The organism is Pontixanthobacter aquaemixtae, from assembly GCF_009827395.1.
Classification (GTDB): Bacteria; Pseudomonadota; Alphaproteobacteria; order Sphingomonadales; family Sphingomonadaceae; genus Pontixanthobacter; species Pontixanthobacter aquaemixtae.
This window is the reverse complement of the sequence record NZ_WTYX01000001.1, coordinates 1,733,109-1,760,077: the sequence shown is the minus strand read 5'-3', so window position 1 is coordinate 1,760,077 and position 26,969 is coordinate 1,733,109. Positions and strand designations below refer to the sequence as shown.

Sequence of the window (26,969 nt, the reverse complement as noted above, 5' to 3'; positions counted from 1 at the left end):
GCGGGCTGGTTCAATTGATGGTCAGGACCGGCGCGGTGCCTGGGGTCCATTCTTCGGTCTCGATCGGTTTGGTGCGGCCCTCGGCGTCTCGGCGAACCACCGAAAGTCGGTGTTCGTAGGCAAGCGGGGCAAACAGGCTGGGCCAGCGGGCGATGCGCGCTGGTTGGCCCGGGCGAACTATGCGTGTGGTGATGCGCGCGCCTTCGGAGCTGCGAATTTCGATCACGGCATAGGGGATTTCAGGATCTGCAATTTGCGCCTCGACCCACAGCGGTTCCCGGCGCTGCGCTTCGAGCGGCGAAATGAGCACCTGGCCGCCTTCGGGCGGCCCGTCATGCACGATGACGTCAGAATGGGATGGGTCGATCGGGTGCGCGACAATTGTCACATTGGGCACCGGCCCGCCCGCCGGATACATCACAAAGCCGCGCATCCGCGAAGGATCCAGAGTGCCCTCAAATTCTCTAGGGCCGAAATTCAGCCGGTATGTGCATGACGCGCAGAGATCGAATAGGCCGTCGAGCGCGCGAATTTCGGTCATCGCCAAGCCTAGCCGGCTGGAACTGAGATCAATTGCCAGTGGATCGGCAGCGTCGGAGAATTGCGCTGGATCTGGCCAGGCGAAGGCGGGGCCTCGAAACCCGACGGGCTGCGTCACGAATGCAGTCAGCTTGCTGCGCATCTCGAAGCGATGGGTCAGAGATGGCCAGGTGGCAGAAATCCGCTTGATCAACGGATCTCCCGGACGAAATTCGATCGTTTCGTGAACCGGCGTTCCCGTTCGCCCGGTAAATTCTAGATCGACGCGCAACCTTTGCACGTGACTGCTATCAAGCGGGACCTGATTGAGTGCAGATATTTCTACCGTGTCAAACGGCCTGATATCATCGCGTTGGGGGAAATGACGCGCGATGGCATCGTCATTTTCCAAGCTGGCCACGAATTCGCGGAAAGACCATGAAACGCGGGTTATGTGCTGGTCACGGCGGGGTAAGTCGAGCCGGATCGACAAAGGGCTTTGCGGTGGAAGCTCACCAAAGGTGTATTGTCCGGGAACTTCGCTAGACGGTTCAAACATGGCGTAGATTGCGCGCTGCGCCAGCTCATTCCTGAGGGCGTCATCGCCCGGATTGCGACCCGACCCGTTGCGACGGAAGCTGAGCATGGCTTTGGGTATGGATTGGAATGCTGCCTTGATCTCATTCTCATCGGCAGGGTTTGCCCCAAACTGCGCCGACAGCAGGCCGTGCACCGCTTCCGTTTGCAGTTCAGCGATGAAAGGCAGCCCGCCCACGATACCGGGCATTGCAAGTTCCAGCTCAATCTGAAGCGGGTTGCTGTCCCCCAGCGCAAGGTCGCGCATGATTTCGGCCTCGTGCTGCGACAAACGGATGGTCGCGATCGCACCGCCTTCTCCATCGAGCACAATGTCACGCCATGCGGCGAGTTCCGCGAGCGCGGTCACTGGCGTGCGCGCAATTATCCTAAGTCGAGCCGAACTCGCTGTCGCTAACTGCCAACCGATCTGCGCCGGCGCTGTTGCGGGTTTGCGCACCGGCGTCCATCGTGCCTGAAATACACCGCCCCCGCGGCCTGCTCCGCGATGAAGCGACAGGCTGAGCTCAGCCTGCCCCGCAGGATCTGAAGCGACTTCCAAGCCGTCAGGCAGCGCATGAACCAATCCGGGTTGATCGCTATCTGCGAAAACGCCTTGAGACTGTCCAAGAGGCATATCCAGCACCATCACCCGAAGCCTCCTCCAAACGGGTTGGCACCTGCGACCGGAGTGACTTCCAGATTGCCGCTGCCAGCGGTGTAGGCGGTTGCCTCGCCGCGTTCGCCGCCATGAATGTCGGTGATTTGATAGCTGTAATGCTGCGCGTCGCTGGCATTGGTGATGAACAGCAACAGCGGCATCGGCAGGGTTACCGTCTGGCTCGGCTGCGCCGCGGTGAGCAGAACGGGCTCTTCCAGGGTCCGAAACGCGATCTCTATCGCGGTCAGCGGGCCCAGATCGGATGCGGCGGAGGCAAAGAAGGCGGGGTCAATGCTGACATCAATCGAGAAGTCACGATCAGAGTAGCCTTGCGTGATGGTCGTTTGGCTGAGGATCGCAAGAAAGTCGGGCAGGACAGACGCATCGAATTGCGGATCAAGCGATGCTGATGGCGTGCCCGGCGGGTTCAGCGCAAAGTCGACATTGGTCGTTGCGCCGGGTTCGATCGGGTCGGCAGAGGCCAATTGGGTTGGCGCGGCAGATGCGCCGTCGGGCAAAGCAACATCGTGGATATGATCGATGCGCACCGGGCTTTCGATCCGGTTACGCAATGTCACGCGGGCCGTGTTCGCGTCCACGCTGTCCACCGCATGATCGAATGCAAACTCGGCACTGTCCCGCAGGCCGACCCTGACGGGTACGCTTGCAATCGTGCCGTCCATCAGGACCGCCTCGACATGGCCTTCCAGTCCGATGCCCGAAGCAGTTTGCAGCGCGCGTGTGAACTGCAAATACTGATCTTCGGTCAGGTTGATCATGTCGCTGATGCCGTTGCTGAAATCGACCTCGGCTTCGTCGCGAAGGACGATGTCAGCCGCTCCGCTTTCGCCGGGCAGGCTGATGGTTAGCGAATTGATCGTTGGCGAAATCGGGGCGAAGCGCGCATCCGGACCGAATTCGGCGCGCGCCTGTGTGAGTAAAGACGGATTGATATAGGGAACCGCGCGATAGGTCAGGGTGACTTCGAAAGCGATTCCCTCGCCCTCATCTGCCTCTGGGTCTACCACTTCGCTAAGGTGGAACAGCATCGATGGCGCAAATGGCGCATTGTCATCGCGGGCGAGGCGGAACTCCTCGGGTTCGTAATAATAGAGTTTGCTGTCCAGACCCTCCTGGAAGAAGCTGGCGGTTCGTCCGCCGGTGCTCACTTCGTGCCGCAGCAAGACCAGCCCCTGTGCGTTTTCCGGGGGCATATCGAACATATATGCATGACGCTGTAGATCGAAGGTGAAGGGGGCAACGATCTGGACCGCGCTGTCACCGCGCCGGGTCAAAACCGGTTCGCCGGTCGGCTCCACAAGCGTGTGGCGCGGCAGCTTGCGATCTATCAGCGATTCCTTTGCGACTTGCTCGATCTTCAAGGTTGCTGCTGCATTGGTCGCGGGAAGGGCGGCCCGTGCCGCGTTCCCGGTCCCCGCGGCATCGCGTGCCATTCTGAATCGCTCGGCAGCGTCCACGCGCGCGCGATTGCGCGACGAAATGGCCTCTCTGCTCGCTGAGGACATATGCGAGGAGCGCGCGGAAACTTCGGACCGCGAGCTACTGCGGAAATCGCTCGTCGTACCGGAAGAGTTTCCGCGCAAGAGGCCGGATACAAGCCCGCCAATTAGAATGCTCCCCAGATCGCCACGGTGCGGCGGCGGTGGAGGCGGTGTAGGAGGGGGCAGAGTTGCAGGTTTGTGGACTTCGAAGATAGTACTGAAGCTGTTGAGATCCGCGGGATTGTTCAGGACAGCAGCAGCCAATTGGTTTCGGATCGTTGCCGCAACTATCTGATCCATTTCGAAGGATTTTTTGCCAGTCTCCGCCACAAAATCGGCTGTCCGGAGATTTCCGACAAAGACCTGGCGCATGATGCGCTGCCCCACCGTCGCCGAACAGGTAAGCTCCAGCCGCGCAGCATGCACAGGATCGGTCATGACTGACAGGATGCGCGCATATGTCTGGTGATCGGGTATCTGGGTGACGGACCGGCGCACATTGCCGGTGACCGGATCGGGAGTGCCAAGATCCATCCAGATGATAGGCAGATCGCGGATCGCCCGTTTGAGCATGAATATATGCGTCGTCAGATAGTCGCCGGGAGACTGCGGATCGTGAATGTCGACATGTTCGGAGACGACCAGATGATCGCCTTCCCGGCTCAAGTGCAATGAAACCGTTTTGGCTTCACTGCGGAAGGAAACCATCGCTTTGCCATCGACGAATTGCGCCAGCTCCTTTCCGACTATGCAGCGCTTTGGCGGACAATTCTCGTGAGCGACGACGATGAGATCGTCGGGCCCGTTTGGGGCGATTTCCAGTTTGACAATGCCGATTGTATCGGGATCTAGATTCTCCCAGTCACCGGCGAATTCTGCGGCGCCTTCTGGGCGCGGGGCAGGGCTGTCGGTGGCCGGGTCGCCGACCACCGGCACGTGGAAGCCCAGGCGGAGCGCCAATGTGTGCGGAATCGCGCGGCTTGTCGCATGCCCGGCAGGCGGAGGCAGCGATTGCAGATCAATCGACAGACTACCTATTGGCGCGCCCGGATCAGAAGTCGCGCGATTAAGCGTGAGGTTGGTCGACCAGCGGTCATTTTGCCGGTGCAAGATGTAATGGGGTAGATGCCATTCGGGTTTACCTTCTTTGGCAGAAGGGTAGGTGACGCCAGTGGTAAATTGCCCCGGTGGCACCAAAGGGATATCGGTATTGGTGATTTTCTCTTTGGCGGCGAGAAAGGCTTCTCGCTCGGAAAAGGTTTGGCGGATAAGGGCAAGCGGATCGAGCGCTTGCAACTGCTTATTTATAAAGAATGCTTCCGCCTCTGGCATCCGGTGAACAATCCCTCGCAACAAGTTTCAGGCGCACAAACCCATTGCAGAAAGCGGTTGCCACCGCCTACTGCAGTATAGATGCATAAAAATGAAGTAATGCATCGGACAAATTGTATTGTTGGAGCCAGTTTTGACTCAAAAATCTTGCAACCACGAAAAAAGTCACAGTTCATCGCGATTCTCTCAAACCAATAACTGCCATCTGTGCATTTTTTGCGATGAATAGAAAAATCAATATTTGAGAAATAAGTTAAGCCCAAAGGCTTAGTTGTTAACCACCAAAACTATCTGACTGAAGTCAAGTTAATCAAGTCTTTCGCTAAATAAACGAGAAATAATACTTGGATATTCTCGACATTTTATTGAACGCTTAAGTCGGTGGGTGAAGCTGGTCTCTTGGCTCTGTGGTCTAGCTGAAATTGCCAGGTGTGAAGCTGTCAAATTGACATTTAGGTGCGCGATTCAGGCCGAAATCGGGTCTCATTTTTGGGCATGTGGCGGGCAGGTTTTGCTTTTTGCTCGCCGGCCGCCAAATTTTGGTTCTGGCGATAATTCTGACCGAATCGCTTGAGCGCCACTTGTTTGGAAATCCTTGGCCCGAGCGGGCAGACCATTCATCTGCAGAGCGAATTGCAGGCAAATCTGTCCCAAAAAAGCCGGTTTGGAACCGTGACTGAACCCTGACTGTGTGATTAACGCAACATGAAGATGAAAAGCGTTGAGGCGCTTTGACAAGGTTGCGCCCCTGCGGCACTACGCTGCGGTCAAGGGGAAGAGGCACCAGAAAAACTGTGCGATTCGCCGATGGCTTGCAATCTTATTTGTGAGCTTGGCTGAATTGAAGGTTAAGCAAGCTGAACTCCCTGTCTGTCGCAATCGGAGTACTTATGAAAAAGTTTCAAGAAGACACATTGAAGGGCCTGGCCTATTCGGTCTCGGCCATGGCGCTCGTCCTATCGGCACCGGCTTACGCTCAGGATGCCCCTGACGAGGATGAAGAAGAGCAGGTAGACGTAACCGACGACTCCGCCAGCCAAGGCGACGGAACTCCGATCGTTGTTACCGGCTCGCGTATTAAGCGCGACACGTTCTCGAGCGTTTCGCCGCTTCAGGTCCTGACGACTGACGAAGAGCAGGCAGCAGGCCTTTTCGATCCAACATCGATCCTGCAGCGTTCTGAAAGTGCTGCTGGCGTTCAGATCGACGCGACATTCCAAGGTTTTGTTCTTAACAACGGCCCAGGCTCGACAACGCTTGACCTTCGCGGCCTTGGTGCTGACCGCACCCTGCTTCTGATCAACGGTCGTCGCCTCGCGCCAGCTGGTGTGGAAGGCGCTCCTACCGCTCCATCGCTGAACCTGCTGCCAAGCACCCTGATCGAACGCTATGACCTGCTGCTCGACGGTGCGTCGTCGGTTTATGGTTCTGACGCTGTTGCCGGTGTGGGTAACGTAATCCTGAAGAAGGACTTCGACGGTCTCGAACTGACCGCGTTCGGCAACATCAACCCAGAGGGCGGCGGCGATGATTACACCATCGGTGGTGCTTGGGGCTTCAACACCGACCGTGGCTTCTTCGGCATCGGCGCGGAATATGACTTCCGCGATAGCATCCGCCTGAGCGACCGCGAGTTCTTCCGCGGTTGTACGACCCAGCTTGATATCACCAACACTGGTGAAATCCGCCGCTTGGGCATCGATGATCAGGCGCTCACACTCGCTGACTCTGGTGGTGCGATCACCACCTCAACCAGCGAATGTATCCAGAACGGTTTCAACGGCCGTATCATTATCCCGTTCACAAACGTTGGTTCGGTCTATTTTGACGAAACCACTTTTGGTGGGCAGGCCGGTAACTCGGGCATTCCGGGTTACAGTGAGTCATTCTTCGGCGGTCCAATCGACTTTGACGGCGATGGCGTTCGCGATATTGACTTCCTGAACGACTACAACCTCAACGGTGCAAACCCGGAGCAGACGTTCCTGAGCCAGCAAAAGCGTTACAACGTTCTTGCTTATGGTGAGTATACCTTCCCTGGCGAAGCGAATATCACACCATATTTCGAAGCGATGTACACGCGCGCAGAAATCTTCGGCGAAAACGAATTCTTCGCCCAGATCTTCCCGCATGTTCCGGACAACAACCCATTCAACCCCTGTAACACCAACGTTTCTGGCGTCGATTGCCGTTCGGACACGAACTTTGGTGCCATTGCCGGCTTCGGCCCAATCTCGGTTCGCCCAGTCTTCGCGATTGAAGGTGACCGGAACAACACCGACGTAACGCAAGAGCAATATCGCGGTGTCTTCGGTATCAAGGGCGACCTTCCGTTCATTTCGCCAAGCTGGTCGTTTGACACCTCATTCGTCTACTCGTTCGCTGACGGTCGTTCGAATGTCCGCGGTATCCGTGAAGACAAACTTGCTTTCGCGCTTGGTATCGACCCTACCCAGGACTTCGATGGTGACGGCATCTTCGACAACAACGGTGACGGAATTGCCGACGACTACATCTCGGGTGCAACAGTCGGTAACTCGTTCATTGCCCAGGTAACCGGCGGTCTGCCAGCAATCACTCCTTGTGATGCTTCTGCTCTTGCTAACCCAAGTGCAGCGCTTGCTGATCTGACGCAGGGCTGTGTGCCGATTAACCTGTTTGCACCGAGCGTCCTGAACTCTGCTCAAGGTGATTTTGCGACTGCAGCAGAACGTGCCTATGCGTTCGGTGACCGGTCGTTCAAAACCACTTACGAGCAAATCGTCTGGAACGCATTTGCAACCGGTGATCTGTTCGATCTGCCTGCCGGTCCGGTCGGCGCCGTGCTTGGTGTCGAATATCGCCGTGACAAAATCAATTCGATCGCCAGCGACGTGGCATCGAACGGTTTGTTCTTTGGCTTCTTTGCCGATAGCGGTGCTGTCGGTTCGAAGGAAATCAAAGAGGTCTTTGGTGAGATCGACATTCCGCTTCAAGCGGGCAAGCCTTGGGTTGAAGAGCTCAATCTGAACCTTTCCGGTCGTCTGACAGATGAAGAGTTCTACGGAACCAACTTCACATATTCGATCAAAGCCGGTTGGCGCCCGATTGAACCGCTGCTGCTCAAGTTCAGTTACGGTACGTCGTTCCGTGCACCGAACCTGCGCGAAAACTTCCTTGGTTCGCAAACGGGCTTCAACACTCTGTTTGACCCATGCGCTGTTCCGGACAACGCCTTCGACGCTACGACCGGAACTTACGATCCAACCAACGAAACCCGCGACCAACGTATTTTGGACGCATGTATTCGTGAAGGTCGTGATCCGACAACCGCTGGTCTTCAAATCGACCCGACAACGGGCAACGCATTGCCACCAATCCAAACCGCAAGCGTCGAAATCGCTCGCGGTGGTGCGCTGGATATCGATCCGGAAACATCGCGTTCGCTCACTGCCGGTTTCGCATTCGAAGAAACCTTTGGTGACGGATGGGACGTTGCGCTGGGCGCGAACTACTACGACATCAAGTTGAAAGACTCGATCATCTCGCCAAATCCGCAGTTCATTATCAATGACTGCTACACACGCGAAGATGCACAGCGGAGCACCTTCTGTGACCGTATTACGGTAGCATCTACCGGTTCAATGCTGGTCTCGGACATTTTTGCTGGCTTCATCAACCTGAACCAGGAAAGCGTCCGCGGCATGGACTTCAATGCCCGCTTCGGCAAAGAAGTTGCTATCGGCAACACGCTGGTTGATCTTGGTCTGACACTTCGTGCGAACCACCTGATCGAGCGGAGCTCGCTGTTCATCAACGACAATGGCGATCAGACATTCGACGATGATGCGGGTGAAGTTGGTCTGCAAAAGTGGACCGGCCGTGCAACCTTCTCGGCGGATATCGACAAGTTCCGTTTCTCTTGGACAACCCGCTATATCGGCGGCTTTGATCAGGATCCGGACGTCATTGACGAATTCTCCGACGTATTCGGTTATAACGAAGCTGGTCAGTTCATCGGCCAGACCGGCAGCACCTGTCTTGGTGGCGGTTCGCGCGACGCGTTCGGCGTTCAAGACGGCGTTGTCGCCGGTGACGGGGTGTTCTGTCGCCCGGTTGGCTTCGCGGATGAGCAGTTCCTGCACACGGCATCGCTTCGCTATCGTGCAACGAACTTCGAAATCCTGCTCGGCGTGAGCAATATTTTCGACACAGCACCACCACAGGTCAGCCCGTTTGCAGGCGGTATCACCGACATTGCAAACACTGCCCTGGGCGCAGGTTACGATTATAACGGTCGTGAGTTCTTCGCTTCGGTCAATGTTGAGTTCTAAGTCCATTCATCTTTGATGATGTAACGCGAAGCGGCTCCATACCTTTGAGTATGGGGCCGCTTTGTGTATTGGTGCTATAGAAACCGTAACCCCCAAATCTTGAGAGTCGCATCATGAAAACGTTGAAGTCTACTTTGCTCGCCGCTGCTGCCGGTGCACTTGCACTGACGGCCCCGGCCGCATCTGTTCAAGCCGCTGGTGAACCAACCGTTCCGATTTCCGATTGGGCGCTGCGTGACGTGGTAAATGCAGTTGAAGTCTCCCCAGACGGCAAACACGTCCTGGTACATGTGCTCGGCAGCCAGAAAGGCACCTATCTTCTGCAGATTTTCAAAACCGATGATATGACCAAGCCGTTCCGGACGCTTGATGCAGATCCGATGGAAATTACCGGCGCGCAATGGGTCAGCGACAACTACATTTTCGGCAATGCATGGCAGCAGCGCCGCAAGTCGGTTCCCGGACCGGAACAAGGAACTTACGACCAAACCGTTTTTGCTTATAGCTTGAAAGATAACAAGTTTCAGCAGATCAAGGGTGAATTTGGCATCGCAAGCTTGCTTCCCGACGAACCGGAAAGCATTATTCTAGAGGAAGGAACGACTGTTGATGGCGGTATTGGCGGGGTTGATCCTTTCGCTGCTTTCCGTCCGCGTTCCTATTACAAGTTCAACCTGCGCAAAGGCACCAAGGAACTGGTTCTAAAGGGCAGCGAGAAATATCCCGATGCCGTCTTCGACAATCAGGGTAACCCACGCTGGACACGCGGATACGATCGCACAACGAAGGAAGCGATCACATACTACCGTGGCATTGGCGACAGCTCGTGGAAAGAGTTTGAGCGTTACGACCAAGACAAACATGAAAATTTGTACCGGACACTGAGCGGCTTCATGGGCCTCAAGGCCTTTGACCCCAACAATCCGAATATCGGTTATGTCATTGACAACCGCGGAGAGGACAAAGCTGCGCTTTGGGAATTCAATTTCGAAACCGGCCAGTATGGAGAGAAGCTCGCCGCCACCGACCAGGCCGATATCATGTGGATCCAACGCCACTCGATCCCTGGCAATGATACACTTGTTGCCGCGCGGTACCCCTGGGCCAAGCGCGAGCGCGTGTGGTTTGATGAGGAAGAAAAGGTTCTTCACGAAGCGCTAGAAGCGCAGATTCCAAATTCCCACGCGGTTAGCATCTCCAGCCGTTCGCGCGATGGCAATACGATGATTGTTTACAACAGCGGTCCTCGCGATCCGGGTTCATACTGGATGGTGAAAGACAGCAAGATGGTCAAACTGGGCAGCCGCAATCCGCTGCTCAAACCCAGCGATCTGTCTGATGTTGAATTCATCCGCTACCCCGCGCGCGACGGGAAAACGATTGCCGGATATGTCACCAAGCCAAAAGGCGAAGGGCCGTTTCCGCTGGTTGTGTTGCCGCATGGCGGACCGCATGTGAACGAAGTCATCGGCTATGATGAATGGGGCCAATTCCTCGCCAATGCCGGTTATATGGTGCTGCAGCCGCAATACCGTATGTCGGTTGGTTGGGGGCAGGAACTGTTCGACTCGGCCTATGGTGAGCACGGCGGCAAAATGCAGGACGATAAGGACGACGGCGCGCTTTATCTCGTCAAAGAGGGGCTGGTCGATCCGGATCGTATGGCGATGTTCGGTTGGTCTTACGGCGGATATGCAGCGCTGGTCGCAGCATCGCGTGACCCGCAGATATATCAGTGTGTCATTGCCGGCGCAGCTGTTGCTGACCCTGAAAAGGTCTATCTCAAGCGTAGCAACCCCTACACGCCGAAAGCGATCGATGATTGGGCGAAGCGTCGCGGTATGATTGGCGTTAACCCAATCAACGAAGTCGATAAGGTCAACGTGCCGGTATTCATGGTTCACGGCGATGTCGATGCACGCGTGCTGTATTTCAATTTTGAGGACTATAAGTCCGAGTTTGAAAAGGCTGGCATGCTGAACCCAAGAGTGCTCGTCGAGAATTCGGACGGTACGGTTGATGCCCCTGACGACGCAGCTGTGGGGTCCACAAACGGAGTCACAGGAGCAGCAACTGCGACGCAAAAGGCGAATTTCCAGCCCAAGCACCGCTTTGTGACGCTTGAAGGGGCTGACCACTTCTACGTCACGCTGATGTATAACCATCAGGAGAAGCTCTACACTGAAATGCTCGACTTCCTGAAGAACGACTGTGGACCGGGTGGCCTCTAAGGCCGTCGATCGACAGTCACTTCGGGTGGGCTGGGCTAGCCCGCTAGAGACAAAAGAGGAGCGGCAACATAACTGTGTTGCCGCTCCTTTTGTTTTTCGCCAGCGCTCCCATTTGCCGCAGCGCTGCGCTCTCCAACCAAATTTGCGGGGTCTATTCGACTTCTTTGGGCTCGACAGACTCACCGGTCAGATTGACATCGATGAAGGTTACTTCGCCCACTCTCTCGCCGCGCTTAATGATCTTCTCGATCTTGCGGTGGCGTTCGACCATCAATCGGGCGATGGCTGTCGGGACGCGGATTCCCAAGCTTTCGGCATCTTGCAGGTAATTGTAATTGGGGTCGCGTTCGCCATTTGACAGATCGGCAATGTCAAACTCGTACAATTTGGGCTCAACTGTCGATGTCTCGGACATGATTTTGATCACATCCTCTTCGGCATAGGTCGAATAGTGGCTGCGCAGCGCATTCGGCCAATCGCTAAAGTAAAAGGGCTGCGCTTCGGCATAGATCCTGGACACATTCATCGTGCTGCCCGTTTTTTCGGTTCCACGCAGAGAATTGATGAATTCCCGCGCCGAGCTGTCGAGAGTGTCGTTCAGGTTCGCCGCGGTAAACGCCTTGCGCTGGATCGATGGTCCGCCGATATCGCCGCGGAAGAAGCCGTAGATCACCTTGGGATTGCTCCAGTTAGGATAGACGATCTTGGTCCTGATATCCTTGGGGCTCATCTTGACGTTTCTGATGGTGATGACGGGGGCGTCATCGACGGGCAACTTGGCTTCACCAATCGACATTCGCGAAGGCTGGCTGACCGGATATTCGAGCGCAATCTGTTCGACGACCGCGACATTGTGCAGGTTCATCCAGAAGGCCAGCTGCTCATTCCGGCTCAAGGTCGAAACATCTATCGAATTGGCGACCTCTTCCAGATCCTTGCGGTATTCTGTCAGAGACTGCGTTACTTCCTCGGTGAAGAACGAGAAACCGACGCGGTTGCCTTCCAGCCGATAGCGCGAGTCATGCCCGTAAATACGGCGCGTCGCCATGCCGGGCTCCACTCTGGGGGCGCCTTCGCGGATTGATTTGCCCATACGAATGACGAGCGCCTTCAGCGCTTCATCCCAAATCGTATAATCAATCTGTGTTTTGACCGCATTCGCCTTCGGTTGGAATTGGGCAAAGGCAGGATCGCTCTGATTGCGCGCGAAGGAATTGTCGGAAGTTTGAGCGGTCAAGGCCGTCGAAGTGCAAAGAAGCACAGCCAGCCCGGCGGTTTTGATGAAGTTCGTTTTCATAATGCTCTTCTCAAATTTCCTGTCGCTTGATTTGCAACCGCGACGACTAAATTGTCTTTTCTGAACTATAGCTGATGCCGATTTTGGGACGAGTTCGCCTGCGACGAGCCGCAACGCTTGATATCCCAAATCCAACGTCCCCAGCCATTGTCTACATAGTGGCGATGGCCCGCCAGTCTAGCGCACCAGTCGGACGTCATCAGACGTTGGTCGAATTGACCCGATTGGCCGTGCTGCGGCCCTTGCCCAGGCCGGGTATTTCCAACCAAACGCGTGGCCGCGCGCCGGCCTAGATGTCGTCGTCCGAGACATATTCCTCGACGTCGATCTCGCCCGCCATCCGGCCAACGGCCACCGCAACAGTAGCATCGCCGGTAACGTTGTTCATCGTGCGCATCATATCCATGATGTGATTGATCCCGGCCACAAATGCGATGGTTTCAAGCGGCACTCCGATCGTGCCCAAAACAAGCCCGAGCATAATCAGTCCTGATCCAGGAATGCCTGCTGCGCCTATTGACCCCAGTGTCGCGGTTAGACCGATCAAGATGTAGCTCGTGACCGTCAGATCAATTCCGTAAATTTGTGCGCCGAATACAGCTACAAGGCCCAGATACATGGCTGTGCCATTCATGTTGATCGTCGCGCCGAGCGCCACCACAAAGCTTGAAACCGACCGGGAGACGCCAAGGTTGCGTTGCACGCAGCGCAGGGTCACGGGTAGGGCAGCATTGGACGACGCCGTGGAGAAAGCGACCACCTGAGCGTCCACGATTCCGCGGAAGAAATCGATGATCGGCAATTTCGCAATGAACTTGATGATAGCCGGATAGACCAGCAAAATAATGATGAAGCACCCAGCGTAGTTCAGCGCGACTACTTTCGCCAACGGGATCAAAGACGCCCATCCAAAGGTGCCCGCAACCCACGCCATAAGAGCAAAGACCCCGAATGGAGCGAGTTCCATAACGATCAATGTCATGCGCTGCATGACCACAGCGCCAGCATCTACCCCACGAACAATCGGGGCAGCTTCTTCGCCGGCCATCAGTACTGAAATACCGACAAGCATGGCGAACACGATGAGCGGCAATACATTGCCCTCAGCCATTGTCATGATCGGGTTGTCAGGAATCATGCGCAAGACCATCGCGATCCAGTCAACCGGTGGTGGCTTGTCTGTTAAGCCCTCCGGCATGGCAACTTCGAGACCAATACCAGGCTGGAAGATATTCCCAAGGGTCACACCGAGAGTGACGGATATAAGCGCTGTTGCAGCGAACAGCAGCAACGCCTTGCCACCGACACTGCCGAGCTTTTTGAGATCACCCAATGCGGCGATGCCCGAGATCAATGAGAAGAAGATCAGCGGCACGATCAGCATTTTGATCGCTTTGATGAACAGATCGCCAATCCATTTTATGTTTTCAGCCCCAGGGCCCCACCAAAGCCCTAGCGCCGTACCCAGCACCAGCGCCCCGATGACGCGTTGCCACAATGGAATTGAGAACCAGTACTTAAACATCGCAGATCCCTGTCAAACGGGCGGCCTGACCGCCTCTGTATGCGGGGACCATCTGCTAAAGCGCGGCATCAGTCAAACTGCTTGTGGGTCTGGAACCATAGATTGCAGTTCTGGGTGATCAGGCCTGCACAACTTCCTGCTTGATCGCTCCGAAGATGGTGTGGCCGTCCTTGTCCTTCATTTCGATTTTCACCGTGTCACCCGGCTGCATGAAGCGCGTTTTCGGACCGCCGTCATAGATCGTCTCGATCATGCGGATTTCGGCAATGCAGCTATATCCTGCGCCGCCTTCGCTCACCGGCTTGCCGGGGCCGCCATCTTCGCCTTTGTTGGAAACGGTACCCGATCCTACGATCGTGCCGGCGGCCAGATTGCGCGTCTTCGCCGCATGTGCGACCAATTGCGCGAGATTGAATGTGGCATCGACGCCAGCCTCGGCGCGGCCAAAGGGTTCGCGGTTGTAATCGACCAGCAATGGCAAGTGGATCAGGCTGTCCTGCCATGCATCGCCCAGCTCGTCAGGCGTGACCGCGACGGGGGAGAATGCGCTGGACGGTTTTGACTGGAAGAAGCCGAAACCCTTGGCCAGTTCACCGGGTATCAGGCCGCGCAGCGACACGTCGTTCACCAGCATCACCAGCTTGATGTGACCGGCTGCATCCTCTGCGGATACACCCATCGGCACATCGCCGGTGATCACGGCGACTTCGCCTTCCATGTCACAACCCCATGCGGTGTCGCCCAGCGGGATGTCCTGCCGCGGGGCGAGGAAAGTATCGCTACCGCCCTGATACATCAGCGGGTCGGAATAGAAGCTCTCCGGAACTTCCGAATTGCGCGCTTTGCGCACCAGTTCGACATGGTTGATATAGGCGCTGCCATCGGCCCATTGATAGGCGCGGGGCAGGGGCGAATGCGCCTCGCCCTCGTGGAAACGCTCGCACGGCACAGCCTGATGTTCGACATCGCGATAAAGCGCTTCCAGCCGCGGCGCGACGTCGTCCCAATTGTCGAGCGCATCTTGCATGGTCGCCGCGATATTGTCGGCCGCGCAATAGCGGGTGATGTCTTTCGACACGACGACCAGCTTGCCGTCGCGAGTACCATCTTTTAGCGTTGCGAGTTTCATGGGTCAGATGTTCTCCGGATTGTCATTCTGGTTGTCAGGGTGCGCGCGCTGGAAGGGTTCAAGCGCAAGGCAAGCCGCCTCGATGCGCATCATCTGCGGCGCATCGGACAGATCATATTCGAACCGCCGCGCATTATAGATCTGCGGCAACAGCACGGTTTCAAAGATGCCCGGCGCATCGAACAGGAAGTCTCCCGTCCCGAGCTGTGCGAGCCGTGCCTCAACCGGAACCAGCGTCTTGGCAAGCCAGTGGCGATACCATTCGACCACCTCTTCCTGCGACTTGCCATATTCCGCCGCCAGGAATTTGAGCACCGGCAGGTTGAGCGGCGCATGCAGCTCGGTCGCTATGGCATAGGCCAGTTCACGCGCGGTATAGCGATCTTCGGCGGAGGAAGGCAGCAAAGGCCGTTCGGGATATGCCTCGTCGAGCCACTCGATCATCGCCATGCTTTGCGCGCGGTCACGGCCATCGGCTTCCAGCATGGGAACCCCGGCGAAGGGATTGCGGCTAGTGAAAGCATCGCCCTTCTGTTCGTCCTTCAGCAGATTGACCGGAACGTTCTCGTAAGCGAGCCCTTTCAGCTCCAGCGCTATGCGCAGCCGGTAGCTGGTGGAGCTGCGATAATAGCCAAACAGTTTCACAATGCGGCCCCCTGTTGGTGGAGACATGGACCACATGGACCACTGTTCAAAAGGAAAAAAGCCGGGGCTGTATCCTCCGCGCAATTCAGCAGATTAAACAGGGGGTTGTGGGCGGTCATGCCACCCTCTTTGGCACCAAATACGCTTGTAGGACAGGCCGCAATCAAAACGCCGCCAGTCCTGTAATCGCGCGGCCCAGAATCAGCGCGTGGACATCATGCGTGCCTTCATAGGTGTTCACCGTTTCGAGGTTCACCATATGGCGGATCACCTGATATTCGTCGCTGATGCCGTTGCCGCCATGCATATCGCGCGCATGGCGGGCGATATCGAGCGCTTTGCCAACATTGTTTCGTTTGACGATGCTGATCATTTCGGGCGCAAATTCGCCTTTATCCATCAGCCGCCCGACTTGCAGCGAGCCTTGTAGGCCCAGCGCAATGTCGGTCATCATATCGGCCAGTTTCTTCTGGAACAGCTGCGTGTTCGCCAGCGGACGCCCGAATTGTTTGCGATCGAGCCCGTATTGACGCGCGGCATGGAGGCAGAATTCCGCTGCGCCCATGCTGCCCCAGCTGATCCCGTAGCGCGCGCGGTTGAGGCAGCCGAACGGACCTTTCAACCCCTGGACTTCGGGCAACAGCGCATCGGCGGGCAGTTTTACATCATCCATCATGATCATGCCGGTGGTCGATGCGCGCAGGCTAACCTTGCCTTCGATTTTGGGCGCCGAGAGCCCTTCCATTCCTTTTTCCAGGACAAATCCGCGAATGCCATCACCATGCGCCTCGCTCTTGGCCCAAACCACGAAGACATCGGCGAATGGCGAATTGGAAATCCATGTTTTGGAACCGGAAAGCGAGTAACCGTCGCCGTCCTTCTTGGCATAGGTCTTCATTGAACCGGGGTCGGAGCCGGCATCGGGCTCGGTCAGACCGAAGCAGCCGATCAACTCGCCGCTGGCAAGCCCGGGCAGATATTTGCGGCGCTGTTCTTCGGATCCGTAAGCGTAGATCGGATACATGACGAGGCTGGACTGGACGGAGGCCATCGACCGGTATCCGCTGTCAACGCGCTCAATCTCGCGCGCGATCAATCCGTAAGAGACATAGCCTGCGCCGGCGCCGCCATATTCTTCGGGAACGGTCGCGCCCAGCAGGCCGGCCTGGCCAAACAGCGGGAACAGTTCCGGCGCATCCACTTCGCCGCGGAAGGCTTCCTGCACGCGCGGCTGCAATTCGCTTTGCGCAAATCCATGCGCCGCATCGCGGATCATCCGTTCGTCTTCGGTCAGTTGGGATTCCAGATTGAAGGGATCTTCCCAGCTGAAAGGCACCATTCCGGCCATAGTTACTCCTGAAACTAATTTACTGTGCTTTTGCAGGGATCGCTGTGGGCCGCAAGCGCAGCGATTTCAAGTGCCGAGCCGCTGCGTGGCCTGATGCAGCGCCAGCGTGCGTTCCGCTTCGCGCAAATGCAGGATTTCGGTCATCCTGCCGTCCACTTTGATGACACCTTTCCCCGCATTTTCGGGCAGATCAAAGGCGGCGACAATCGCTTTGGCGCGGTCAACTTCCTGTTCGGACGGGTTGAAGGCCGCGTTGCAAATCGAAAGCTGTTTGGGGTGGATCAAGGTTTTGCCGTCAAAACCCATATCCGCACCTTGCCGGCATTGCTGCTCCAATCCGCCCTCGTCAGCGATATCGTTGAATACCCCGTCGAGCACTGACAGGCCGTGGGCTCTCGCGCTGATTACAGCTTGGGTGAGCAAAGGCAGGAAAGGCGCGCGGGCCGTATCCAGCTTGGCGCGCATCTCCAGCGCCAGGTCGTTGGTTCCCAGAACGAAGGTCGTCAGCTTGGAACCGGCCGCCTTGGCGGAGATAGCGCCAAGCTGCGTAAATGCGATGCAGGTTTCCAGCATAGCCCATAGTTCCGGCCCTTCCCCGAGCTCTTGGCGATAGGCGTTTGCTTCGTCAGCATGGCAGAGCTTGGGAACAAGCACTGCGTCGGGGCGGCATTGCGACAGCGCGGCAATGTCTTTCGCCCCCCATTCGCTATCAATCGCATTGACGCGCACAACCAGCATGCGGTGCCCGAACCCGCCTTCGCGGACGGCGGCAATTGCTGCCTCGCGCGCTTCGCCCTTGGCTTCCGGGGCGACCGCATCTTCCAGATCTAGGATCACCGCATCGCAATCTGCCTGCCGCGCCTTGGCAACCGCGCTGGCGCGATTGGCGGGTAGGTATAATGCGCTGCGTAGCGGGCGGATTTGTCCGGTCACGATTGTTTGTTCTGGGCCCGGTTGGCGACCAGATCATCGACCACGCTCGGGTCGGCCAAGGTCGATGTGTCGCCCAGATTGCCGGTGTCGTCCTCAGCGATTTTGCGCAGGATACGCCGCATGATCTTGCCGCTTCGCGTCTTGGGCAGACCGGGGGCAAATTGCAGCACATCGGGCGTTGCAATCGGCCCGATTTCCTTGCGCACCCATTTGACCAGTTCGGCGCGCAGATCCTCGCTGTCCTCCACGCCCGCATTGGTGGTGACATAGGCATAGATGCCTTGCCCCTTGATTTCGTGCGGCATGCCGACAACGGCGGCTTCGGAGACCAGTTCATGCGCGACCAGCGCGCTTTCGACTTCGGCGGTGCCCATCCGGTGGCCAGAGACATTGATCACATCGTCAATCCGCCCTGTGATCCAGTAATATCCGTCTTCGTCCCGGCGGCATCCGTCACCGGTGAAGTAGTATCCCGGATATTGGCTGAAATAGGTGTCGAAGAAGCGCTGGTGATCGCCATACACAGTGCGCATCTGGCCGGGCCAGCTGTCGGTGATGACAAGCGCGCCTTGGGCAGCGCCTTCCAGAATTGTGCCCTTTTCGGCATCGAGAAGGGCGGGCTTCACGCCGAACATCGGCCTGCTCGCGCTGCCCGGTTTCAGGTCGGTCGCGCCGGGCATCGGGGTAATCATCGCCGCGCCGGTTTCCGTCTGCCACCACGTATCGACAATCGGGCAGCGCCGGTCGCCGACCACGCGGTGATACCAGTCCCAAGCTTCGGGATTGATCGGCTCGCCCACAGAGCCGAGCAGACGCAGCGATTTGCGGCTGGTCCTGGTGACATATTCGTCACCCTCGCGCATTAATGCGCGCAGCGCAGTTGGCGCCGCATAGAATATCTCGACCTGGTGTTTGTCGATGACATTCCAGAATCGCGAATGGTCGGGATAATTGGGCACGCCTTCGAACATGACTTGGGTCGCGCCATTAATCAGCGGGGCATAGACGACATAGCTGTGTCCGGTGACCCAGCCGACATCCGCCGCGCACCAATATACTGGCATCGAACCGTCGGCTTTGGGCTGGTAATCGAACACATATTCCTGCGTCATACTGGTCCACACGGCATAGCCGCCGGTGGTGTGCAGAACGCCCTTCGGTTTGCCGGTTGATCCCGAAGTATAGAGGATGAAAAGCGGGTCTTCGGCGTCCATTGTTTCGGCAGCACATTCGGCTGAGGCTGCTGCCACCGCTTCGGCCCAGTCCACATCGCGGCCTTCGACAATTGGAACATTGGCCCCGGTACGTTTGAGCATAATGACTGTGTCGACCGGTACTTTCTCACACGCCGCATCGACATTGGCTTTGAGTGGAATCGGCTTGCCGCCGCGCAGCCCCTCGTCAGCGGTCAGGATAATATTGGATTGGCAGTCCTCGACCCGCCCGGCCAGCGCATCGGGGCTGAAACCGGCGAAGACCACCGAATGGACAGCGCCGATCCGAGCACAGGCGAGCATCGCGATCGCCGCTTCGGGTACCATTGGCAGATAGACGGTAACACGGTCGCCCTTTTCAACCCCGTTGGCTTTCAGGACATTGGCAAAGCGGCACACTTCCGCATGCAATTCGCGGTAAGAAAGCGTGCGTCCGTCTTCGGACGGATCGTCGGGCTCCCAGATGATTGCGGTCTGTTCACCGCGCGTTTCCAGATGCCGGTCCAGCGCATTGGCGGCGATGTTGAGCTTGCCGCCTTCGAACCATTTGATGTGAAAATCGTCCTTGTCGTATGACGTGTCTTTGACTGTGCCGAACGGCTCGATCCAGTCGATCCGCTGCGCTTCCTCGCGCCAGAAGCCATCGGGATCATCGACTGATCGCTGGTATTTTTCCAGATAGGTCGCGTTGTCGATCAGCGCTTCTTTTGCCCACTCTTCGGGCACCGGAAAAACTGCGTCAGTCACTCATATTCTCCTGAAAATGTTCAGAGTTTGCCAAACTTGCCTTCATATCCCGAGGTGTCATCGGCGGCGAGGAGCTTTGCCTGTTCCACCCAGCTGTCGCGCCGGATACGCCCTTCGAAACGGCCCAGCTTGGCGTCGATTGCGTCGATTTCGGCATCGGTCCAATTTGCGATCTGACCGAAACTGGTAACGCCCAGCGAATTGAGCAGGCTTTTCAGCTTGGGCCCAACGCCTTTGATCCGCGACAGATCATCGCCGCCACTGGCGCTTGTGGGCATTTTCGCCGGTTCGGCGGCTTCGACCGCGGGTTCCGGTGCAGCCGCCCGGTCAGCTGCCGCGTGCGGCGCATCGATCAGTGCCTGATTGCGGTTCGCCGGGCCTTTGCCTTCGTCCAGCACATCGGATGTGTCGGTCTGCACTTTGGTCCGCCGCATGGCGACGAAAATCCACCATGCAACCAGAATTCCGATTACCAGCGCGATTACAAAAAGCGGCCAGTTGGCCTCAATCAATTCGATCATCAAAACGTCTCTTCTTCATTGTCGTCGGCGGGGCTTTTGCTGCCGATCATGGCGGTAATTTCGCGTCCCCAGAACGCCCAACCAATCACAATACCAAGAGCATAGGTGGCGAGCAGCAACATTATCAGTTCAAACCAAATCGGCATCAGCGCGGCCCCGGCGTATCAATGGGTGTTGGCACCAGCGGTTGCTTGGCAATCACTGAAAATTCGATGCGGCGATTTGCCGGATCGGCCTTGTCCAGGCCTGCCACCGGCTTGCTCGATCCCACGCCAATTGCGCGCAGCCCATCGCGCGGGATGCCCCGCCGGACCAATGCATCGCGCACGGCGGTGGCGCGTTCGCGCGACAAAGCCAGATTGCCCGGCTCCGGCCCCGAATTGTCCGTATGGCCGACAATGGCGATTATACTGCCAAGGCAGGGCCGCAATGCCGCCTCGACTTCGTTGAGCAGTTCCTTGCTGGCGGCATCCATCGCGCTGGATGATTCTTCGAAACGGATTGTCCGCGCGCGCAAAAGAGCATCGACGTCGTCCTGGCAATGCATAGACGTAAGCGGCGTTTCCCCGCGATCTGCGGCCATCGTTCCGTCGGACCAGCGGATGCCGCCGACGCCGGGAATCGCAGCCACAGCCCGGGCCACCTGTGCGCGCGTCTTTTCGTCAAAATCCTCTCCGCCGCTTAGCAGCGGGTGCCGCGTGGGCTGGCCTGAATCGGTCGCAAAATCCGCTGAAATGCCATCGCCGCCTGCATCGGATATTGCCTGCTGCGACGCGGCAGAAAGATCGCGCGCCATATCATTGGCTGTCGTGGCCGCACCGGCAAACCCGATAGCTACGGTAACAAGCGCGCCTGCAAGCAGCGCTATAGCGGGCCGGATTTTAGGGGGCTGCAATGGCATGGCCGTATCTTAGCCATGCCCGCCGCCTGCGAAAAGGGACTAAACGCTGTTATCCGCCCGATCGGGTCGAAACGCTGTCCGCAACGCCCGCGAGCCGCCCGAATTCCTGCCGCCAATAGTCGCTTTGCTTGCCTGACAGGCGCTGGATATCGTCGAAACCGAACTCACCCAGCAGGGGATCGCCGCGCAGCCGCTGACCGAATGCCGCGACCGAAGTGGCAAAGGCAAAGTCGCCTTGCGGTGCGCTTGCATTGCGCAGCGCGATGGAGGGAACCACGGTGTCGATCAGACGCGACGTGTCGCCATCGGGCAGCTTGTAGCGCAGCTTGATATAGGCAGCTTCGGCCATCAGACTCTCGCCTGCACCCGCGCCTGTGGCAGTCCGCTCATATCGGCGCGGGCCAACCCAGCCTTTCGCCCCGGCGGGAACAACTTCATAAATCGCGGTGACTTGGTGCCCGGCACCGATATCGCCTGCATCGACACGGTCATTGTCGAAATCTTCGTTGCGCAAGGCGCGGTTTTCATATCCGATCAGCCGGTACTGCTTGATCACAGCAGGGTTGAATTCAACCTGGATTTTGACGTCCTTGGCGATGGTGAACAGCGTTGATGACATTTCGTCACCCAGCACTTTCTTCGCTTCCAAAGCGCTGTCGATATAGAAGTAATTGCCGTTCCCGTGATTGGCGACCTGTTCCATCAGCGCTTCGTTGTAATTGCCGGTGCCAAAGCCCAGCGTGGTCAGGGTAATGCCGCTATCGCGCTTTTCCTCGATCATTTCGATCAGTTTGTCGCGGTCGGAAACGCCGACGTTGAAATCGCCATCGGTGGCCAGGATTACGCGGTTCACACCGCCTTCGATCATGTTGTCTTCGGCGATCTGATAGGCGAGCTGGATACCCGCTCCGCCAGCGGTGGAACCACCCGCGCTCAGGCGGTCGAGCGCCTGCTTGATTTTGCGTTCGTCATTGGTCGGCTGCAGCACCAGCCCGGCGGCGCCCGCATAAACAACGATCGAAACCTTGTCGCGCGGGGATAGCTCACCCGCCAGACCAGCCAGCGCGGTTTTGACCAGCGGGAGCTTGTCGGGCCTGCCCATCGATCCCGATACGTCCATCAGGAATACCAGATTGGCGGCCGGCCTTTCGGATCGGGGCAAATCATATCCGCGCAGGCCGACGCGCAGCAGCCGCGTGTTCGCATTCCACGGCGTCACCGCGACATCGGTATTGACGCTAAACGGTGTCGATCGGCTTGCAGGTTTCGCATAGTCATAGCGGAAATAATTGATCATTTCCTCGGTCCGCACTGCATCGCGCGGGGGCAATTGGCCTTGCGCCAGGAACCGCCTTGTATTGGCATAGGCGCCGGTATCGACATCAACCGAAAAGGTCGAAAGCGGATCGGTTGAGACCAGTTTGACCGGGGAGACTTCTTCACCGTCATACCGTTCGCGATCGGGTTCCTCGGGAACGACGACCGGGCGAATATAGCGCAGCCCCTCTGTCGCAGAGGTAGCTGGCCCGGCACTTGCATCGTCAATTGGTGGAGCGGCTTCGCGGGCTTCGTAGAAACCAAACTGGTTGGCCGGGGCGCCCTGCGCACGCGACCCAGTGACAACAATCCGTGACGGAGCAGGCGGCGGTGGCGGAGACGCAACCACTGGCGGTGGGGGTGTAGAGACCGTTCCTGCCTTGTCGGCTTCTGCGCTGGTGTACCCGCCATCCGGGCTGGTTGCACAACCGGACAAGAAAGCAATTCCGGACAATGTGATGACAGTAGCCGCAAAACGCATGCGTGATCTCCCCTTCGATCCCTAATCAGTCACGTGTAACATCATCTCATGGCGTGAATGATTTCTGAATGGCCTGATTTGCTTCTGAAAGGTTCGCGCAGATTGGCGGATCGCCATGTGACAGACTGATGTGTTCAAACTGCAAGAAGACGCGCGGTCAGCTTGCCTGGCCGCCCTCTGATCCACCTTCGGAACTGCCGAGGTTCTTGCGGAACAAGACCCGATCCTCTTCGCCGAAGCCCTTGTTCCAGATCACCCAGCAATAGGTGGCCAGAATGGCCGGAATACCGATGAGCAGCTCTGCCCATTCGGGAAGGAATGTCGCCGCAAAGCCGACCACGACGGCTGGCCCCGCGGCCCACACCAACGCCCAGCGCCAATTGCTGACCGGAGCTTTGAGCAGTTTCTTGAGCAGCAGCGCCTTGATCAGGCTGGACACGCCGAGCGCGATAAACAGCGCCATCGCAGCCCCTGCTGCCTTAAACGGCTCGCCAAGTTCGAGCTTGCTCGCGAGCATTATCAGCCCGACGGTAAGCACGCCCTGAAGCGCCAGAATCCCGACCGAGATCGCCAGATTTCGCTTACGCGCGATATAGACCAATACGCTTTCCGAAACGACCGCCATGGCCGCGATTACCTCGGCTGCAAGCAGTATCGCCAGCGCGCCGGTGCCGCCGACATATTCCGGGCCCCACAGGCCCATCACCGCTTCACCCGGCACTGCGAGTATCAGCGCGATGCCAAGCTGCACCGCGATAATCCAGAAGCCGACCTGGCGGACTTGTGAGGCGATTGCGGTGAGATTGCCGATTTTCAAATTCTTGGTGATCACCGGGCTCAGGACCGGCTCGAAGCTCTGCTTTAGCTTTTGCGGCAAAGTGGCGATTTGCTGTGCGACATAATAGATTGCGACTGCGGCGGGAGAGGCGTAGAAACCCAAGATAAAGATATCGAGCAATCGCGTGCCCCGCTCAATCCCGTCAGCCCCGACCAGCGGAAGCGCTCTTGCGATCATCTTGGCCATATAGACAGGATGCGGGCGCCAGCCTTGGGGTAGACCATAGGTGCGGAAGAACGCCCAGGCCGCGGTGAAAAGCGCCGCGAAGATCGAGCAGATATAGGCCAGCGCAAGCCCCGCCTCCTGCGTTGCAGGAATGTAGAAAAACACGCCCGCCATGATCGAGATTGTCCAAGGCTCTACCACCGCGCGTGCGCGCACGGTTGTGGCGATGTCAAAGCGATAGGCCTGCGCAGCCAGCAATATCTCTGTCAGCGCGAAGGCGGGGATCGTGACGACCATCCAGATATCGAGATCGCTGCTCATCCCGTTGGGGAACATTGGTGCGGGGAACAACCACAAGACCAATGCCGCAAGCGAAGATACGATCAGCGCCAACAACAAGCCGTCAAATACCAGATTGACCGGCGGGTCATCACCCTCTGTCAAACGCTGGGCCAACCCGCGTTTCTCACCCAGCGAACACACCAGTGCGAGAATTTCGATCAATACGAAGGCAGAGGCAAAGATTCCCAATGCGTCCGGCCCGTAGAGCCGCGTTGCGATCAGCAGGAACGGAATTCGCGCGGCAAGGCGCAGGACAAAGCCGAATGTATTGGTGCGCCCGCCCTTGGCAAGCGCCTGCAAATCCTCGGCGTTGGAGTCGGGTTGCGCAGGCGCGGCGGAAGATTGCGTCGGAGTGTCCACCACTATTGGCTATCCGCATTCTCTGCGCGCAGCGGCCGGGCGAGCAGGTTCGCGACCACATCCGGCGCCGGCGCCCCGCCAAGCAGAGCGTTGACCGCTTCGACGATGGGCATGGCGATTGCGTGTTGGCGGGCAAGCTGGTGGAGGACAGGCGCGGTATGCGCGCCTTCTGCCACGGTCCGGCGATCGGCCATCAGGCTCTCGGGCGACTGCCCTTCGCCCAGCGCTTTGCCGAGCGAGAAATTGCGGCTGGACGTCGAAGAGCAGGTGAGCACCAGATCGCCCAAACCGCAAAGTCCGGCCAGCGTATCGCGCTGTGCCCCCAAGGCTTCGCCAAATCGCAGCATCTCGGCATATCCGCGCGCGATCAGCGCCGCCCGCGCGTTTTGGCCCAGACCCAAACCGTCGACCACGCCGCAAGCGATGGCGAGTACATTCTTCACCGCCCCGCCTATCTCCGCACCCACAACATCGTCCGAGTAGTAAGGCCGGAAATGCGGGCGGGCGATGATCGGCTTGATCCGTTGCCATTGCGCCTCGCCGCCGCTGCACGCGATTGTGACAGCGGTTGGCATGCCATCGGCAACTTCATGCGCGAAAGTGGGGCCGGAAAGAATCGCGATGTCGCTTTCGGGCGCGGCGTCTTTGGCGACATCGTTCATCAGGCGGCCGGTCGATGCTTCGATGCCCTTGCTGCACAGGATCAGATCCTGCGGGGCGAAGGGCATTGCTTCGATGACAGCGGAAAGATGCTGCGCCGGGGTTACGGCAAGGATCGTGCTGCACTCGGCCAAATCTGCCAGATCGCCGGTTGCGCGAATGGTCGGTGCCAATGTCGCGCTTGGCAGGAACAAGCTGTTGCTATGTTTCGCATTGATCTCGTCGACCAATTCGGGCTCGCGCGCCCACAGCAGAACCTCTCTGCCATCCGACGCCAGCATTTGCGCCAGCGCAGTACCCCATGCGCCGCCGCCCAAGACTGCGACCTGTCCGCCGCGATCCTGCTGCCCGGTCATGCTTTTGCTCCTGCACCGCGAACCGGCTCTGCTTCGGGATCGAGCGGCCATCGCGGCCGTGCGACAAAATCGAGTGGGTCATTCTGGCCAGAGGCCAAACGTTCGGCACCCGCCCAAGCTATCATCGCGGCATTATCGGTGCACAGCGCCAGCGGCGGCGCGACAAAGCGCATCGCATTGGCAGAGGCAAAGTCTTCCAAAGCACTGCGGATCGTCTGGTTCGCGGCCACGCCACCCGCCACGACAAGTGCGGGAATGTCATTATGCGGGCCAAGAGCGACGCGGAGCCGGTCGAGCAAGCAATCAACGGCCGCCTGCTGGAAGCTCGCAGCAATATCGGCGTCGCAATATTCTGCGCTTTCCTTTGCCCGCAGGACTGCGCTCTTGAGGCCGGCAAAAGAGAAATGCGGTTCGCCGCTTCCGACCAAAGGGCGGGGCAGGGGGACTTTGCCGGGATCGCCTCGCTTGGCTAGTTTCTCAACCGCCGGGCCGCCGGGATAACCCAGCCCCAATATTTTTGCTGTCTTGTCGAATGCTTCGCCCAATGCGTCGTCAATCGTGGTGGCCAGCCGGCGATACTCGCCCACGCCTTCAACAATCAAAATCTGGCAATGCCCGCCCGAGACCAGCAGCAATGCATAGGGGAATTCCAGGCTGCTATCAGCCAGCCGGGGCGACAGCGCATGGCCTTCCAGATGGTTGATGGCGATCAGCGGAACATCGCTTGCCATCGCCAGTGCCTTCGCGCTCACCAAACCGACCATAACGCCGCCGATCAGCCCGGGGCCTGCTGTCGCCGCGATGGCATCAAGATCGGATAGCTCCAGCCCCGCTTCTGCCATCACATCGCTGATCATCGGGGCAAGCTTTTCTGCATGGGCGCGCGCCGCAATCTCGGGGACTACGCCGCCATAGGGCGCGTGTTCTTCTGTCTGTGACGCGATACGTTGGGCAATGATCTGGCGGTCGGTGCTGACCAGCGCCGCCGCAGTCTCGTCACAGCTCGATTCAATGCCAAGAACGATACCCATGGCGCTTCCCCTGAACCAGATGAAT

The 26,969-nt window shown here is 57.9% G+C and carries 18 protein-coding genes; 2 read left to right on the top strand and 16 right to left on the bottom strand.

Annotated features, from left to right (window positions below):
- Positions 1-10 precede the first annotated feature (10 nt).
- Positions 11-1,465: a hypothetical protein gene (locus GRI41_RS08405; RefSeq protein ID WP_160604413.1), complete on the bottom strand. Its 1,455-nt coding sequence runs from the start codon at positions 1,463-1,465 to the stop codon at positions 11-13.
- A gap of 278 nt (positions 1,466-1,743) precedes the next feature.
- Positions 1,744-4,590: a cupredoxin domain-containing protein gene (locus tag GRI41_RS08400; protein WP_160604411.1), complete on the bottom strand. Its 2,847-nt coding sequence runs from the start codon at positions 4,588-4,590 to the stop codon at positions 1,744-1,746.
- 890 nt (positions 4,591-5,480) lie between these two features.
- Here GRI41_RS08400 and GRI41_RS08395 point away from each other — a divergent pair.
- Together GRI41_RS08395 and GRI41_RS08390 are read left to right on the top strand one after the other, a co-directional pair.
- Positions 5,481-8,903 (top strand): TonB-dependent receptor domain-containing protein, encoded by a 3,423-nt coding sequence (locus tag GRI41_RS08395; protein WP_160604409.1) that lies wholly within the window; start codon positions 5,481-5,483, stop codon positions 8,901-8,903.
- A gap of 113 nt (positions 8,904-9,016) precedes the next feature.
- On the top strand, positions 9,017-11,134 hold the full coding sequence (locus tag GRI41_RS08390; protein ID WP_160604407.1) for an alpha/beta hydrolase family protein: 2,118 nt from the start codon (positions 9,017-9,019) through the stop codon (positions 11,132-11,134).
- Positions 11,135-11,285: 151 nt separating this feature from the next.
- On the opposite strand, the gene GRI41_RS08385 is transcribed toward GRI41_RS08390, so the two are convergent.
- The 14 genes from GRI41_RS08385 to tsaD form a co-directional block, all read right to left on the bottom strand.
- Positions 11,286-12,431: a DUF547 domain-containing protein gene (locus GRI41_RS08385; protein WP_160604405.1), complete on the bottom strand. Its 1,146-nt coding sequence runs from the start codon at positions 12,429-12,431 to the stop codon at positions 11,286-11,288.
- A 289-nt stretch (positions 12,432-12,720) separates the two neighbouring features.
- Positions 12,721-13,956 (bottom strand): dicarboxylate/amino acid:cation symporter, encoded by a 1,236-nt coding sequence (locus GRI41_RS08380; RefSeq protein ID WP_160604403.1) that lies wholly within the window; start codon positions 13,954-13,956, stop codon positions 12,721-12,723.
- A gap of 118 nt (positions 13,957-14,074) precedes the next feature.
- The gene (locus tag GRI41_RS08375; protein ID WP_160604401.1) at positions 14,075-15,085 is read right to left on the bottom strand and encodes a fumarylacetoacetate hydrolase family protein; all 1,011 of its coding nucleotides are present in this window, start codon (positions 15,083-15,085) and stop codon (positions 14,075-14,077) included.
- 3 nt (positions 15,086-15,088) lie between these two features.
- The gene (gene maiA / locus GRI41_RS08370) at positions 15,089-15,730 is read right to left on the bottom strand and encodes a maleylacetoacetate isomerase (RefSeq protein WP_160604704.1); all 642 of its coding nucleotides are present in this window, start codon (positions 15,728-15,730) and stop codon (positions 15,089-15,091) included.
- 163 nt (positions 15,731-15,893) lie between these two features.
- The gene (locus GRI41_RS08365; RefSeq protein WP_160604703.1) at positions 15,894-17,069 is read right to left on the bottom strand and encodes an acyl-CoA dehydrogenase; all 1,176 of its coding nucleotides are present in this window, start codon (positions 17,067-17,069) and stop codon (positions 15,894-15,896) included.
- A 75-nt stretch (positions 17,070-17,144) separates the two neighbouring features.
- A complete protein-coding gene (locus GRI41_RS08360) occupies positions 17,145-18,011 on the bottom strand; it encodes an HpcH/HpaI aldolase/citrate lyase family protein (protein WP_160604399.1) in 867 nt (288 codons plus the stop codon).
- Positions 18,008-19,972, bottom strand: coding sequence for an acetate--CoA ligase (gene acs / locus GRI41_RS08355; protein WP_160604398.1), 1,965 nt, complete (start codon positions 19,970-19,972; stop codon positions 18,008-18,010). Before acs ends, GRI41_RS08360 begins: the two co-directional genes overlap by 4 nt.
- 20 nt (positions 19,973-19,992) lie before the next feature.
- A complete protein-coding gene (locus tag GRI41_RS08350) occupies positions 19,993-20,493 on the bottom strand; it encodes a hypothetical protein (protein WP_160604396.1) in 501 nt (166 codons plus the stop codon).
- Positions 20,493-20,639 (bottom strand): hypothetical protein, encoded by a 147-nt coding sequence (locus GRI41_RS14250; protein WP_202388680.1) that lies wholly within the window; start codon positions 20,637-20,639, stop codon positions 20,493-20,495. Before GRI41_RS14250 ends, GRI41_RS08350 begins: the two co-directional genes overlap by 1 nt.
- Positions 20,639-21,394: an OmpA family protein gene (locus GRI41_RS08345; protein ID WP_160604394.1), complete on the bottom strand. Its 756-nt coding sequence runs from the start codon at positions 21,392-21,394 to the stop codon at positions 20,639-20,641. Before GRI41_RS08345 ends, GRI41_RS14250 begins: the two co-directional genes overlap by 1 nt.
- 49 nt (positions 21,395-21,443) lie before the next feature.
- Positions 21,444-23,192 (bottom strand): vWA domain-containing protein, encoded by a 1,749-nt coding sequence (locus GRI41_RS08340; RefSeq protein ID WP_160604392.1) that lies wholly within the window; start codon positions 23,190-23,192, stop codon positions 21,444-21,446.
- A 157-nt stretch (positions 23,193-23,349) separates the two neighbouring features.
- Positions 23,350-24,897 carry a lipopolysaccharide biosynthesis protein gene (locus GRI41_RS08335; RefSeq protein WP_160604390.1) on the bottom strand — a complete coding sequence of 516 codons (1,548 nt, stop codon included), beginning with the start codon at positions 24,895-24,897 and terminating at the stop codon, positions 23,350-23,352.
- 2 nt (positions 24,898-24,899) lie between these two features.
- Complete coding sequence (locus GRI41_RS08330; protein ID WP_160604388.1) at positions 24,900-25,913, bottom strand: NAD(P)H-dependent glycerol-3-phosphate dehydrogenase; 1,014 nt, start codon at positions 25,911-25,913, stop codon at positions 24,900-24,902.
- Positions 25,910-26,944 carry a tRNA (adenosine(37)-N6)-threonylcarbamoyltransferase complex transferase subunit TsaD gene (gene tsaD, locus GRI41_RS08325; protein WP_160604386.1) on the bottom strand — a complete coding sequence of 345 codons (1,035 nt, stop codon included), beginning with the start codon at positions 26,942-26,944 and terminating at the stop codon, positions 25,910-25,912. The genes GRI41_RS08330 and tsaD overlap by 4 nt, the downstream gene beginning before the upstream one ends.
- Positions 26,945-26,969: the final 25 nt, after the last annotated feature.

Bases quoted from the DNA above. Each gene is read 5' to 3' on its own strand.
- GRI41_RS08400 (WP_160604411.1), bottom strand. From the start codon at position 4,590: ATGCCAGAGGCGGAAGCATTCTTTATAAATAAGCAGTTGCAAGCGCTC.
- GRI41_RS08395 (WP_160604409.1), top strand. From the start codon at position 5,481: ATGAAAAAGTTTCAAGAAGACACATTGAAGGGCCTGGCCTATTCGGTC.
- GRI41_RS08390 (WP_160604407.1), top strand. From the start codon at position 9,017: ATGAAAACGTTGAAGTCTACTTTGCTCGCCGCTGCTGCCGGTGCACTT.
- GRI41_RS08385 (WP_160604405.1), bottom strand. From the start codon at position 12,431: ATGAAAACGAACTTCATCAAAACCGCCGGGCTGGCTGTGCTTCTTTGC.
- GRI41_RS08380 (WP_160604403.1), bottom strand. From the start codon at position 13,956: ATGTTTAAGTACTGGTTCTCAATTCCATTGTGGCAACGCGTCATCGGG.
- GRI41_RS08375 (WP_160604401.1), bottom strand. From the start codon at position 15,085: ATGAAACTCGCAACGCTAAAAGATGGTACTCGCGACGGCAAGCTGGTC.
- GRI41_RS08365 (WP_160604703.1), bottom strand. From the start codon at position 17,069: ATGGTGCCTTTCAGCTGGGAAGATCCCTTCAATCTGGAATCCCAACTG.
- GRI41_RS08350 (WP_160604396.1), bottom strand. From the start codon at position 20,493: ATGATCGAATTGATTGAGGCCAACTGGCCGCTTTTTGTAATCGCGCTG.
- GRI41_RS14250 (WP_202388680.1), bottom strand. From the start codon at position 20,639: ATGCCGATTTGGTTTGAACTGATAATGTTGCTGCTCGCCACCTATGCT.
- GRI41_RS08345 (WP_160604394.1), bottom strand. From the start codon at position 21,394: ATGCCATTGCAGCCCCCTAAAATCCGGCCCGCTATAGCGCTGCTTGCA.
- GRI41_RS08340 (WP_160604392.1), bottom strand. From the start codon at position 23,192: ATGCGTTTTGCGGCTACTGTCATCACATTGTCCGGAATTGCTTTCTTG.
- GRI41_RS08330 (WP_160604388.1), bottom strand. From the start codon at position 25,913: ATGACCGGGCAGCAGGATCGCGGCGGACAGGTCGCAGTCTTGGGCGGC.
- tsaD (WP_160604386.1), bottom strand. From the start codon at position 26,944: ATGGGTATCGTTCTTGGCATTGAATCGAGCTGTGACGAGACTGCGGCG.